We start from the raw sequence: 13,966 nt of genomic DNA on the forward strand, positions 1-13,966 counted from the left end.
GGAGCCCGAAGGCTCCTTTTTTTATCAGGCCAGACGGCCGTGACACTGCTTGTATTTTTTGCCGGAACCACATGGGCAGAGATCATTACGGCCCACTTTACGCTCCCCGCCTTGTGCGGCTAACGCTTCGGCTGCTGCGGTGGCATCATCAACATGGCTCAGCTGCTGCTGTTGCGCTAAACGCTCCGCTTCTTCACGACGCTGCTGCTCCATCGCTTCCACTTCTTCTGGCATGCGCACCTGAACTTTGCTCAGGGTGCTAATCACTTCGTACTTCAGTGATTCAAGCATCGCCGCAAACATAGAGAAGGATTCACGCTTGTATTCCTGCTTCGGATCTTTCTGGGCATAACCGCGCAGGTGGATGCCCTGACGCAGGTAATCCATCGCTGCCAGATGCTCTTTCCACAACGAATCCAGCGTTTGCAGCATCACGCCTTTCTCAAAGTTGCGCATCATCTCTTCGCCAACCACTTCTTCTTTGGCAGCATAGCTTTCCGCGGCGTGGGTCATGATACGTTCGCGCAGCGTCTCTTCGTGAAGATCGGGCTCTTTATCCAACCACTCAGCAATAGGCAAGTTGAGATCGAAGTCGTTACGCAGACGCTCTTCCAGGCCGGCAACATCCCACATCTCTTCCAGTGACTGCGGCGGAATGTAGGTATCAATGGTAGTTTTGTAGACATCTTCACGGATGCTATTGATGGTTTCAGACACATCAGACACATCCAGCAGTTCGTTACGCTGGCTGTAGATGGCGCGACGCTGATCGTTGGCAACGTCATCGTATTCCAGCAGCTGTTTACGAATATCGAAGTTGCGGCTTTCCACTTTACGCTGCGCGTTGGCAATCGCTTTAGTCACCCATGGATGCTCGATTGCTTCGCCTGGCTTCATGCCCAGTTTACGCATCATGTTCGATACGCGATCTGAAGCGAAGATACGCATTAATGCATCTTCCATCGACAGGTAGAAGCGTGAAGAACCGGCATCACCCTGACGACCCGCACGACCACGCAGCTGGTTATCGATACGGCGAGATTCGTGACGCTCAGTACCAATAATGTGCAGACCGCCTGCAGCCAGCACCGCATCGTGACGCAGTTTCCACGCTTCTTTCATCGCCTGAATCTGCTCTTCGGTTGGCTCGTCCATTGCGGCGAGTTCAGCCTGCCAGCTCCCGCCCAGCACGATATCGGTACCACGACCGGCCATGTTGGTTGCGATAGTAACCGCTGCAGGTTGACCCGCCTGAGCAACGATATCCGCTTCGCTGGCATGGAATTTGGCATTCAGTACGCTGTGTTTAATGCCCGCGCGCGTCAGTTCATTGGAAACGACTTCAGATTTCTCAATCGAAATTGTACCCACTAACACCGGCTGCCCTTTAGCAGTGCAGGCACGGATGTCTTCGATAATGGCGTCAATCTTCTCTTTCTCGGTCATGTAGACCAGATCGGCCATATCTTTACGCACCATCGGACGGTTGGTTGGTACCACGATAGTATCGAGCTTATAGATGGAGCTGAATTCGAATGCTTCGGTATCCGCGGTACCGGTCATACCGGCCAGTTTCTCGTAGATACGGAAGTAGTTCTGGAAGGTAATGGAAGCCAGCGTCTGGTTTTCATTCTGGATTTCCACGCCTTCTTTCGCTTCAACCGCCTGATGCAGACCATCTGACCAGCGGCGACCTTGCATGGTACGGCCGGTGTGTTCATCAACGATGACCACTTCGCCATCTTTAACGATGTAATCAACATCGCGGGTGAAGAGTGCATGAGCACGCAGCGCCGCAGTAACGTGATGCATCAGCATGATGTTGGTCGGGGAGTAGAGTGACTCGCCCTCTACCATGATGTTTTGGCTAACCAGTAGCTCTTCAACTTTTACCAGGCCGCGCTCGCTCATGTGTGCCTGGCGCGCTTTTTCATCGACCCAGAAATCGCCTTCGCCCTGGAAGGTTTCAGAGTCTTCTTTTTCCTGACGCACCAGATGCGGGATGATCTTGTTAACTTTGGTATACAGCTCAGAGCTGTCTTCCGCCGGACCAGAGATGATCAGTGGCGTACGTGCTTCATCGATCAGGATTGAGTCGACTTCATCCACCAATGCGTAATGCAGCTTACGCTGCACGCGCTCTTCCGGACTGAACGCCATGTTGTCGCGCAGGTAGTCGAAGCCGTATTCGTTGTTGGTGCCGTAGGTGATGTCAGCGGCATAAGCTGCACGCTTAGCCACGGCTGGCATGTTTGGCAGGTTAATGCCGATGGTCAGGCCAAGGAATTCAAACAGTGCACGGTTATTTTCGGCATCACGCTGCGCCAGATAGTCATTGACGGTAACAACGTGCACGCCTTTGCCGCTCAGCGCGTTCAGGTAAGCGGGCAGAGTCGCGGTCAGGGTTTTACCTTCACCGGTGCGCATCTCTGCGATGCAACGTTCGTTGAGCACCATGCCGCCAATCAGCTGCACATCAAAGTGACGCATACCGAAGACGCGCTTACTTGCTTCACGTACGGTGGCAAAGGCCTCAGGAATCAGGCTCTCAAGGCTTTCGCCTTTTTTCAGGCGCTCGCGGAACAGGTCAGTTTTCGCTTTCAGTTCATCGTCAGAGAGCTTTACGAAATCCGGCTCCATCTTATTGATGACGTCGACGATTTTGCGCATACGGCGCAGAGTACGATCATTGCTGCTGCCGAATACTTTAGTTAATAATTTGATTAACATGATAAATTTTTCTCAATTCAGCCGTGATTTCACGGGCTGCAAAATCTGATTCAGGATGTGGAAAAAACGTTAGCAGTTAAGCAATGAAAGGCCCGGCGCGGATGCCATGAATAGCAGCTTGCCAATCAGCAGAGGAAAGGATTTGTGGTTCGTTGTGACGCAGGTTTTGTTGCGGCTCAACAACAGTCAGCGATTGCGCCGGAGAAGTCAGCAACGCCTGAAGCGAACCTATCAACGCCAGCTTTTGTGCCGCCAGCGGCACAGCTTGATCGGCTTCCGCCTGAGCGGGCGGCGTCATACTAAAGGAAAGGTGGCGAATAACGGTGCGAATCGCATGCTGGTGCCAGTAATCGACGTTGAAATTCGGTCGACGCGCGCTTTCCTGCAGACGAATCAGGTGATCAAAATGGACAACATTGCCGACAAACAGGCTGCTGATGGGCGAATCATTTGCTTTCGGCTCAGAACTTTGCGCACAGGCAGGCAAACCTAAACTGGCCGCCACCATCCCCAACAGGAGATGTGGCCAGAAATAGCGTCTGCCTAATTGTCGCCAGCGTGAGAAAATCCCGATCACAATCCGTCCACAATGCATTGAATAAAGTAATAAAGCGGTAGCAAAAATCTGCGTTACCCAGCTTATATGAGCGCCAGATGATAGCACTTATGTGGGGCTTCGACACCAGTGATTAAAGGGGCTTCGGCGGAATTCACGTTTTTTTGTACAGGGTTTCGCCAGTTGCTACAGCGAATTGAGATCGGCTTGGCATGAATAAAAATGAGGCAATAAAAAACGGCAGGTTCAACTGACCGGAGAGGGTGTCAGCGAAACCTGCCGTTTTATGTCTGACTTACGCCAGAACTAAATTTGGTGCTTTGAATGCCAGTGGCAGTTCAGCTTCATCTTCGAAGGTCGCCCATTCCCAGGCTTCCTGTTTAGCCAGAACCGCTTGCAGCAACTTGTTGTTCAACGCATGGCCCGATTTAAAGGCGGTAAACGCGCCAATTACATTATGACCGCACATGAACAGGTCGCCGATCGCATCGAGCATTTTATGACGAACAAATTCGTCTTCAAAGCGCAGACCGTCTTCGTTTAATACGCGGAAATCATCAAGGCCAATCGCACAATCTAAACTACCGCCCAGGCACAGGCCTTTAGACTGCAGATATTCGATTTCACGCATAAAGCCAAAGGTGCGCGCACGGCTGATTTGGCGAACAAAGTTCTCAGCCGAGAAGTTGAGCTGGTAACGCTGCGAGCTTGAGTCGATCGCTGGATGTTTGAAGTCGATAGTAAAGTCGAGTGAGAAACCGTTATACGGCTTGATCTCGGCCCACTTATCGCCATCTTCCACACGCACCGTTTGCTTAACGCGTACGAATTTCTTCGCGCTGCTTAGCTCTTCGATGCCAGCGTCCATCAGCAAATAGACAAAAGGCGCGGCACTGCCATCCATGATCGGGATTTCCGGTGCATCAACTTCAACAATAATGTTGTCGATGCCCAAGCCCGCCAATGCGGCGTTCAGGTGTTCAACGGTTGAAATACGCACGCCTTCATCGTTCACCAGGCAAGTACTCAGCATGGTGTCGCGCACATATTTTGCATCAGCCGGGAAATCTACCGGTGGATTCAAGTCAGTGCGACGATAGATGACCCCGGTGTTAGCCGACGCAGGGCGTAACGTCAGTGTGACTTTCTTGCCGGTATGTAAACCGACACCAGTCGCCTGAACAATACGTTTTAATGTCCTTTGTTTGATCATCGCTTTATCTCGCAATATTACCTGTCCGACCGCCAGTATAAATTACCAGCGGGCGAATACTTTAGCACAAAGAGCGGAGAATCCCAATTCTCGGGATATTCTTAATCAGCTTGCTTACGCAAGAAGGCTGGAATATCAAGGTAATCGGGTTCTTTGCTGGATGCCGCCGGTTGGTCATTCACCACTTTCGCAGCCGGCTTCTGCTCCTGCGGCAGCGGCGCCATGCCGTGCTGCTGGTAGCGATGATCCATCACTGGCTGAGTGGCCGGCTTGTTGGTCACCAGCGTGATTTCCGGACGCTTATCCATGCCGATGCCGGTTGCAACTACGGTCACACGCAGTTCGTCGTTCATCTCTGGATCCAGAGAAGTACCGATAACCACGGTTGCGTTGTCAGAAGCGAAGGCGCGGATGGTGTTACCCACGGTTTCAAACTCATCAAGACGCAGGTCGAAGCCCGCAGTAATGTTGACCAGCACGCCGCGCGCGCCAGACAGATCGATGTCTTCCAACAGCGGAGAAGAGATAGCCATTTCTGCCGCTTCTTCCGCACGATCTTCACCACATGCCACGCCTGAACCCATCATGGCGTAACCCATTTCTGACATCACGGTACGCACGTCCGCAAAGTCAACGTTCATCAGGCCAGGACGGGTAATCAGTTCAGCGATACCCTGTACAGCGCCTTTCAATACGTCGTTGGCTGCGCCGAACGCATCCAACAGAGAAATACCGCGACCCAGAACTTTCAGCAGCTTGTCGTTTGGAATAGTAATCAGTGAATCGACATGCTTAGACAGTTCAGCGATACCTTGCTCAGCAAAAGCCATACGCTTTTTGCCTTCAAAGTTGAACGGTTTAGTTACCACCGCAACGGTCAGGATACCCAAATCTTTTGCCACTTCAGCCACAACTGGCGCTGCACCAGTACCGGTACCGCCGCCCATGCCAGCTGCGATGAACACCATGTCTGCACCATCCAGCGCAGCACGCAGTGCTTCGCGATCCTCTTCTGCAGAGTTACGGCCCACTTCTGGGTTCGCACCTGCACCAAGACCTTTGGTGATATTGGTCCCGATCTGGATCGTCTGGCCGACCGCTGTCTTACGCAACGCTTGCGCGTCGGTGTTCACAGCGAAGAATTCCACACCTTCGATACGCTCGCGTACCATGTGCTCTACGGCGTTGCCACCGCCACCGCCGACGCCGATGACTTTAATCACCGCGTCATTGGTTAATTCCATAGGTTCAAACATGATTTCTCTCCGTTATGTGCCTGTCGCCTGGAGATCATAAACATTGCCAGCATGATCTCCTTTTTCAAAAATTAAAACTCTTTCTTCAGCCAGCTGTTGATTCGCTTGAACCAGTTGCCCACTGAAGCACGTTTTTCCGTTTCTGCATCACCGTTCATGTGTGACTCTTTGCCGTAATGCAGCAGGCCAACCGCCGTAGAGTAATACGGCTCCTGCGCATAGTCCGTCAGGCCGGTGATGTTAAGCGGCTGTCCGATGCGCACTTGCGTGTGGAACACGCGCTGTGCGCAGGCTGCCAAACCTTCAATCTGCGCCGCACCACCGGTCAGCACGATACCGGCCGCCAGATGATGTTTCACGCCTTGCTGGCGCAGCTGCTCCTGTAATTGCAGAATCTCGTCGTTGACCAGATTCAACAGTTCGGTGTAACGCGGCTCGATGACTTCAGCCAGCGTTTGACGCTGCAGGCTACGTGGTGGACGTCCACCTACGCTCGGCACTTCAACATTTTCGTCTTTGCCGACAATCGAGCCCAATGCACAACCGTGACGCACTTTAATTGCTTCTGCGTCGGTCGGCGGTGTACCAAAAGCGTAAGCGATATCGCTGGTTACCACATTCCCGGCATACGGGATCACTTTGGTGTGACGCAGTGCACCGCCAGTATAGACAGCGATATCCATTGTACCGCCACCGATATCAACAACACAGACGCCCAGCTCACGTTCATCTTCCGTCAGTACGGAGAAACTGGATGCCAACCCGGCAAAAATCAGTTGGTCAACTTTCAGGCCGCAACGTTCAACGGCTTTGACAATATTTTTTGCCATATCGTTGTGGCAAGTGATCAAATGTACTTTCGCCTGCATACGTACGCCAGAAAGTCCCACTGGATTCTTAATGCCTTCCTGATAATCGATGGCATATTCCTGCGGGATAACATGCAGAATACGATGCTCATCGCGTACGCGAACGGATTTCGCCGTATGCACCACGTTCTCTACATCATCCTGAGTCACTTCCTCTTCCGAAATCGGAACCATCCCGATTTCGTTCTGGCAACTGATATGTTTGCCCGATAAAGCAAGGTAGACCGAGGAAATCTGGCAGTCCGCCATCAATTCAGCCTGATCGATGGCGCGCTGTACGCATTTCACCACCGATTCCAGATCGTTTACGCCGCCTTTATCCATGCCGCGAGACGGGCAACTGCCCACCCCAATAATATTGACCATACCATCGGGCAGAATTTCCCCAACCAGGGCGGACACCTTCGCGGTGCCAATTTCGAGTCCTACTACCAGTTTTCTGTCCGTTGCCTTGATCATTGTGGTTTAGCCTGTGCCTGGTTCTGTTGCTGATTACTGTCCTGTGGCTCTATCGGTGCAGCGGCCCAACCGACTGCGGCGCCCGAATCGTAGCGCAAATCAACGTACGTGATGCGCTGGTTCTGACTCTGGCCCTGCTGCTGCAAATCCGGATAAAGCTCAATAAAACGGTTCAGACGCTTCATGGTATCGCTACGACCTAGTTCGATGCGCACATCGTCACTGGTCACTAATTGCCACGAGCGCCGCGCCGTCATCGACGCGACCTTCAGGGTAAACTTGTTAGCCTTTAATACATCACTCATGGTGTGATAGCCGGCTAACACCTCGTTTTCACTGCCTTCCGGACCGTACAGCATCGGCAACGTTTCTTTGCCAACGTGACTGGCCGGAACGCTGAAGGAGACGCCAGCGGCGTCCACCATATGTGAGTCATTCCAGCGTGCAACCGGAACATACTCCACCAGATTTATCTTCAGCTCATCAGGCCACTGCTTGCGCACACTGACCTGCTTAATCCAGGGTAAACGCTCAATCTGCTGCTGGATGATATCCACGTTCTGCGACATGAAGGTTCCCGGCGCGCCAAGCGATAAAATGGCCTGACGAATATCATCATGCGTGGTGTAGTGGGTTTGCCCGGTCACCACCAGCTTCGATAACGGCAAGCGTGACGCGTCATTCATCCACTTCAGCACCACGAGGCCACCCGCCACCATAATGCCCAACACAATCAACAGGAACACCATGCCAAACAGTCGCGCACCGTTGCTGCGCCCGGAGCGTGTCCGCTCCTGAGGTTCGCGATTGCGTACTCGTATCGCTGCCTGAGACATATCAGTCAGCCAGCTCCAGAATACGCGCCACCAGCTGCGGGAAGCTGTATCCCGCTTGCTTCGCGGCCATCGGCACTAAACTGTGGCTGGTCATGCCGGGCGAAGTATTCACTTCCAGCAGCTGGAAGTTGCCCTCACCGTCAGCCATCACGTCCACGCGACCCCAGCCGCTGCAACCCAATGCGCGCCAGGCTGACCACACCAACGTCTGCAATTCTGCTTCCTGCTCGGCGCTTAATCCGCTCGGGCAGAAGTATTCAGTATCGTCAGAAATGTATTTAGCTTCATAGTCATAGAACTCGCTGGCGGTTTTAATTCTGATAGAAGGCAGAATTTGCTCACCCACGATGCCCACGGTGTATTCCGCGCCGCTCAGAAAAGCTTCGATCAGCACGTCATCATCATGACGAAAGGCTTCTTCAAGCGCTGCGGGTAATGCATCCGCATGGTTCACGCGGCTGATACCGACGCTAGAACCTTCGCAGCTTGGCTTGACAAATAGCGGTAAACCCAGCGCCTCAATGGCTTTGGTAGTATCCGCGTTTAAACCTTGTTCATGCTGCTGACGCGTCAGCCAAACAAATTTGCCTGAGGGTAATCCCCTGCCCTGCCACAGCAATTTGCTGCGCAGCTTATCCATGGTGATGGCGGAAGCCATCACACCGCTGCCGGTATAGGGCAGTTGCAGAAACTCCAGCACCGCTTGCAGCGTGCCGTCTTCACCACCACGACCGTGCAAAGCAATAAACGCTTTAGCGAAACCTTGCTGTTTCAGGTCAAGCACCGACACATCACGCGTATCGACTGCATGCGCACCAATGCCCATTTCACGCAGTCCGGCCAGCACTGCCGCACCGGACATCAGCGACACATCACGCTCGGCCGAGGTGCCGCCCATCAATACTGCAACCTTCTCAGTCATGGCGCGCCTCCGACTTAACGGCAGGCTGTAATTCGTTTTCGGCCAGCTTGCGGGCAATCTTGCCGATGTTGCCTGCACCCTGCACGATCACCAGATCGTCGCCCGACAGCAACGGTGCCAGCGCATCTGGCAGCGCGTCATGCTCAGAGACCAGAATCGGATCAACTTTGCCACGGTTACGAATCGCGCGGCACAGCGAGCGGCTATCAGCGCCGGGAATCGCCGCTTCACCCGCCGGATAGACATCCAGCATCAGCAACACATCCACCTGCGACAGCACATTAGCGAAATCATCAAACAGGTCACGCGTACGCGTGTAGCGATGTGGCTGGAACACCATCACTAGCTTCTTGTCAGGCCAGCCCGCACGTGCGGCTTTGATGGTGACATCCACTTCGGTGGGATGGTGGCCGTAATCGTCGACCAGCATCGCACTGCCTGGATTACCGTTGACGGCGGCGGTATCGAACTCGCCCAGCACGTCAAAGCGGCGTCCGGTGCCCTGGAAGCTCTCCAGCGCGGCCAGAATCGCGTTATCTTCAATCCCCTCTTCGCTGGCAACAGCTACCGCGGCGGCCGCGTTCAGCGCGTTATGACGGCCCGGCGCATTCAGCGTTACTTTCAGCACCGGCTTATCCTGACGAATAATGGTGAAGTGGCCTTGTGCGCCACGCTGCTCGTAATTCTCGATACGCACATCTGCGTCATCGCTGAAGCCGTAGGTGGTTACCTGGCGGCCTACGCGCGGGATCAGGTCACGAATCACTGCATCATCCACGCACATCACCGCGCGTCCGTAGAATGGCAGGTTGTGCAGGAAATTAATGAACGTCTGCTTCAGGTTCTCGAAATCGCCCTGATACGTGTCCATGTGATCCGCTTCGATGTTGGTGACAATTGCCACCATCGGTTGCAGATGCAGGAAGGACGCATCACTTTCATCTGCTTCAGCAATCAGATAACGGCTGCTGCCCAGGCGCGCATGCGTGCCTGCGGCTTTAACCAAGCCACCGTTAACGAAGGTGGGATCCAGTCCGCCTTCCGCGTAAATGCTGGTCACCATCGCGGTGGTGGTGGTTTTACCGTGCGTGCCCGCAACCGCAATGCCATGACGGAAACGCATCAGTTCAGCCAACATCTCAGCGCGACGAATCACGGGAATACGCTGCTCACGAGCGGCAACCAGTTCAGGATTATCCTGCGCTACAGCCGTCGACACCACGACAACGCTGGCATCGGTGACGTTTTCCGGACGATGGTTGAAATAAATCGTCGCACCCAGCGCAGCCAGATGCTGTGTCACCGCGTTCGGCGCCAAATCAGAACCGCTGATGTGATAGCCTTCGTTCGCCAACACCTCGGCAATACCGCCCATGCCAGCACCACCGATGCCGACAAAGTGAATGTGCCGGACGCGACGCATCTCGGGCACAATAGAACGCAGTTTTGCCAATTGTTGTGTATTCATCTGTTTCAATTACCTGTTTTTCCCGTTTGTACCTGCTAAAAGGTACGGGCCAAATCAACTGGCCGATTAATTTACTTCGCGACGCGCGCCACTTCATTTGCAACCCGCTCGGTTGCATCGGGAATCGCGACCTGACGGGCTTTTTCTGCCATCGCCAACAATGTGGTGCGATCCCAGTGACGCAGCGTGTCCGCTACCACAGCCGCGGTGAACTGCGGCTGCTCGAAAATTTTGGCTGCGCCCGCTTTTTCCAGCGGCAACGCGTTCCAGTACTGCTGACGATCTTTGTGCTGAAACGGTACGAAGATTGCCGGTAAACCTGCGGCCGCCACTTCACTTACCGTCAATGCGCCCGAACGGCACACTACGACATCGGCCCAGGCGTAAGCTTCGGCCATGTCATCGATAAATTCGGTGACTTTGTGCTGCGGCTGGCCCGCTGCGCGGTAAGCCTGCTGCACGGTTTCCAGTCCGCCTTTACCGGTTTGATGCCAAACCGTAATGGCATCGCCCAACGCTGCGGCCACTTGCGGCACGGTCTGGTTGAGGATGCGCGCGCCCTGGCTGCCGCCAACCACCAGCACGCGAATCGGGCCGAAACGTGCACTTAGACGCTCTGCCGGTAACGGCAGCGCTAACACATCGGTACGCACCGGATTGCCAACCACTTCAGCATTCGGAAACGCCCCCGGAAACGCCTGCATCACTTTGGTGGCGATCTTAGCCAGCCACTTGTTGGTCAGTCCGGCAATGCCGTTCTGCTCATGCAGCACCACTGGAATACCGCAGCTCCACGCCGCTAAGCCGCCAGGGCCCGAAACGTAGCCACCCATTCCCAGCACCACATCCGGCTGCCAGCTCTTCATGATGCGACGCGCCTGGCGCCATGCATTGAAGATGCGTACCGGTGCCAGCAACTGCGCTTTTACACCTTTACCGCGTAAGCCGCTGATGCGGATAAAATCAATTTCAATGCCGTGTTTCGGCACCAAATCCGCTTCCATTCGGTCAGCGGTTCCCAGCCAGCGCACCTGCCAGCCTTGTTCCATCAGGTGATGGGCAACGGCCAGACCGGGGAACACATGTCCGCCAGTACCGCCTGCCATGACCATCAACCGTTTGCCACTCATCGTGCACCTCGGGTAAACGCCTGCGCTTTTGCCAGACGCGTTTCATAATCTATGCGTAATAAAAACACGATGGCGGTCGACATGATGATCAGACTCGAACCACCGTAACTGATCAGCGGCAGCGTCAGACCTTTCGTCGGCAGCATGCCAGCAGCTGCACCCACGTTAACCAGCGCCTGGAAGCTAAACCACACGCCAATTGAGCAAGCGAGGAAGCCTGAGAAGCGCTGATCGATCTCCAGAGCACGGCGACCAATCGACATCGCGCGAAAAGCGACGAAGAATACCATCAACAGCGCTAAAACCACACCGACATAACCCAACTCTTCACCGATGATGGAGAAGATGAAGTCAGTATGTGCTTCCGGCAGATATTCCAGTTTCTGCACCGAGTTGCCTAAGCCCTGCCCCCAGAACTCACCGCGCCCAAACGCCATCAACGATTGCGTCAGCTGGTAGCCGCTGCCGAAGGGATCTTCCCACGGGTTCCAGAAGGAGGTCACACGGCGCATACGGTACGGTTCGGCAATGATCAGCAGCACCACGGCGAAAATGCCGGAGCCGATGATCGCCAGGAACTGCCACATTTTCGCCCCGGCGAGGAACAGCATCGCCAGCGTGGTAACAAACAGCACAACGACGGTACCGAGATCCGGCTGCGCCAGCAGTAGCACGGCCAGCACCACCATCACGCCCATCGGCTTACAGAAGCCCCAGAAGTTGTTACGCACCTCTTCGACTTTGCGCACCAGGTAACTGGCGAGATAGCAAAACAGCGTCAACTTCGAAAGCTCGGCTGGCTGAATACGCAGCGGGCCAAGGGCAATCCAGCGCGATGCACCATTCACCGAGCTACCGACGACCAGGACGATCAGCAGCATCACCACGGAAACCATCAGCATCACGTTGCTGTAGCGCTGCCAGAAATCCATCGGGATGCGCAAGGTCACCAGCGCCATACCAAACGCCAAAGCGATATAGAATGCATCACGCTTGGCAAAGTAGAACGGATCTTCGTTCAGACGTTGACCAACCGGCATCGACGCCGACGTCACCATCACAAAACCAATCAGCGCCAGCCCAAAGGTCAGCCACAGCAGCGTGCGATCGTACAGCACCACCGGCGCATCATCACTGTCGCGCGCGCCCATCACCCACTCACGCAGGCGCAACGACAGATAGTTGGCGATACCGGCTCCAGGAATGCGCATCAGCTCAACTCCTTCGCCAGTTGCGCGAACTGATCGCCGCGCTGTTCAAAATTACGGAACTGGTCAAGGCTGGCGCAGGCCGGTGATAACAGCACCATATCGCCGGCTTTAACCTGGGCGGCAATCTGCGTCATCGCCTGCTGCATGGTTTCAGTGCGCGTGGCGATCTCCGGACGCAATGCCGCTAACGCATCACCATCTCGACCAAAACAGAACAGCTTCACGTTGTCGCCCTGCAGATAGCGCGCCAGCGGGCTGAAATCAGCCGACTTGCCGTCGCCGCCCAGCAGCAGCCACAAGGTACCTTTCACCTGCAAGCCATTCAGCGCCGCTTCGGTGCTGCCAACATTGGTGGCTTTGGAATCGTTAATCCAGCGCACACCGTGGGCTTCATGCACCAGCTGGAAGCGGTGCGCCAGGCCGGTAAAGGTGGTTAACGCTTTCAGGCTGGAAGCACGCGGGATGTTCACCGCGTCGGCTAATGCCAGCGCTGCCAGCGCGTTGGTGTAATTGTGTTGACCTACCAGCGTCATCTCATCGGTGTTCAGGACTTTCTCGCCCTTTACCCGCAGCCAGGTGCTGCCCTGCTGCTGATTGAGATGATAATCGCCGAGGTTGATACCGAAGCTTACGCAGCGCTGATCAACACCGCGCACCGGCATGGTCATGCCATCGTCAGCATTCACTATGCAGATGCTGGCGTTTTCGTAAACGCGCAGCTTGGCGGCACGATACTGCTGCATGCCGAGCGGGTAGCGATCCATATGATCCTCGGTGAGATTGAGGATCGTCGCCGCCGCCGCCTTCAGGCTGTGGGTGGTTTCCAGCTGGAAGCTGGAGAGTTCGAGTACATAAAGCTGTGCTGGCGATTTCAACAGCGTCAGCGCCGGCAAACCGATGTTGCCGCCCACGCCCACCTGCCAACCTGCAGCACGTGCCATTTCGCCTACCAGCGTCGTCACGGTGCTTTTGCCGTTCGAACCGGTGATTGCCACAATCGGAGCCTGCGCTTCACGGCAGAACAGCTCAATATCGCCGATGATTTCAATTCCGGCATCGGCGGCTTCGCTTAATGCAGGATGCGCCAGCGCGATCCCGGGGCTGGCGATAATCAGATCGGAGGCCAGAAGCCAGTCGCTATTTATACCGCCAACATAGCGCTCCACCGAAGCTGGCAGTTTGTCCAGCCCCGGCGGCGAGACACGGGTATCCATCACGCGTGGCGTTACGCCTTGCGCGAGGAAGAAATCAACACAGGAGAGGCCAGTAATGCCTAATCCAATGATGACGACTTTTCTGCCCCGATAGTCAGCCAT

Annotated in this window: 11 protein-coding genes; all 11 read right to left on the reverse strand. The window is 54.8% G+C overall.

Going from position 1 to position 13,966, the window contains the following annotated elements:
• Positions 1-24 precede the first annotated feature (24 nt).
• Complete coding sequence (secA, locus tag PZBJ_RS08480) at positions 25-2,730, reverse strand: preprotein translocase subunit SecA (RefSeq protein ID WP_101762109.1); 2,706 nt, start codon at positions 2,728-2,730, stop codon at positions 25-27.
• Between the two features lie 76 nt (positions 2,731-2,806).
• Complete coding sequence (secM, locus tag PZBJ_RS08485) at positions 2,807-3,307, reverse strand: secA translation cis-regulator SecM (protein ID WP_338064763.1); 501 nt, start codon at positions 3,305-3,307, stop codon at positions 2,807-2,809.
• 274 nt (positions 3,308-3,581) lie between these two features.
• A complete protein-coding gene (lpxC, locus tag PZBJ_RS08490) occupies positions 3,582-4,499 on the reverse strand; it encodes a UDP-3-O-acyl-N-acetylglucosamine deacetylase (protein ID WP_097094933.1) in 918 nt (305 codons plus the stop codon).
• Positions 4,500-4,600: 101 nt separating this feature from the next.
• Positions 4,601-5,755 (reverse strand): cell division protein FtsZ, encoded by a 1,155-nt coding sequence (gene ftsZ / locus PZBJ_RS08495; protein WP_008108602.1) that lies wholly within the window; start codon positions 5,753-5,755, stop codon positions 4,601-4,603.
• A gap of 71 nt (positions 5,756-5,826) precedes the next feature.
• On the reverse strand, positions 5,827-7,083 hold the full coding sequence (gene ftsA, locus PZBJ_RS08500) for a cell division protein FtsA (RefSeq protein ID WP_007888634.1): 1,257 nt from the start codon (positions 7,081-7,083) through the stop codon (positions 5,827-5,829).
• On the reverse strand, positions 7,080-7,919 hold the full coding sequence (gene ftsQ, locus PZBJ_RS08505) for a cell division protein FtsQ (protein ID WP_101762111.1): 840 nt from the start codon (positions 7,917-7,919) through the stop codon (positions 7,080-7,082). Before ftsQ ends, ftsA begins: the two co-directional genes overlap by 4 nt.
• 1 nt (position 7,920) lies before the next feature.
• The gene (locus PZBJ_RS08510; protein WP_101762112.1) at positions 7,921-8,841 is read right to left on the reverse strand and encodes a D-alanine--D-alanine ligase; all 921 of its coding nucleotides are present in this window, start codon (positions 8,839-8,841) and stop codon (positions 7,921-7,923) included.
• The gene (gene murC, locus PZBJ_RS08515; protein ID WP_101762113.1) at positions 8,834-10,309 is read right to left on the reverse strand and encodes a UDP-N-acetylmuramate--L-alanine ligase; all 1,476 of its coding nucleotides are present in this window, start codon (positions 10,307-10,309) and stop codon (positions 8,834-8,836) included. Before murC ends, PZBJ_RS08510 begins: the two co-directional genes overlap by 8 nt.
• Before the next feature lie 71 nt (positions 10,310-10,380).
• Positions 10,381-11,439, reverse strand: coding sequence for an undecaprenyldiphospho-muramoylpentapeptide beta-N-acetylglucosaminyltransferase (murG, locus tag PZBJ_RS08520; protein ID WP_101762114.1), 1,059 nt, complete (start codon positions 11,437-11,439; stop codon positions 10,381-10,383).
• Positions 11,436-12,650 (reverse strand): cell division protein FtsW, encoded by a 1,215-nt coding sequence (gene ftsW, locus PZBJ_RS08525; RefSeq protein ID WP_101762115.1) that lies wholly within the window; start codon positions 12,648-12,650, stop codon positions 11,436-11,438. Before ftsW ends, murG begins: the two co-directional genes overlap by 4 nt.
• On the reverse strand, positions 12,650-13,966 hold the full coding sequence (gene murD / locus PZBJ_RS08530; RefSeq protein ID WP_101762116.1) for a UDP-N-acetylmuramoyl-L-alanine--D-glutamate ligase: 1,317 nt from the start codon (positions 13,964-13,966) through the stop codon (positions 12,650-12,652). Before murD ends, ftsW begins: the two co-directional genes overlap by 1 nt.

It is taken from the genome of Pantoea endophytica, assembly GCF_002858935.1.
GTDB classification, from domain to species: Bacteria; Pseudomonadota; Gammaproteobacteria; order Enterobacterales; family Enterobacteriaceae; genus Pantoea; species Pantoea leporis.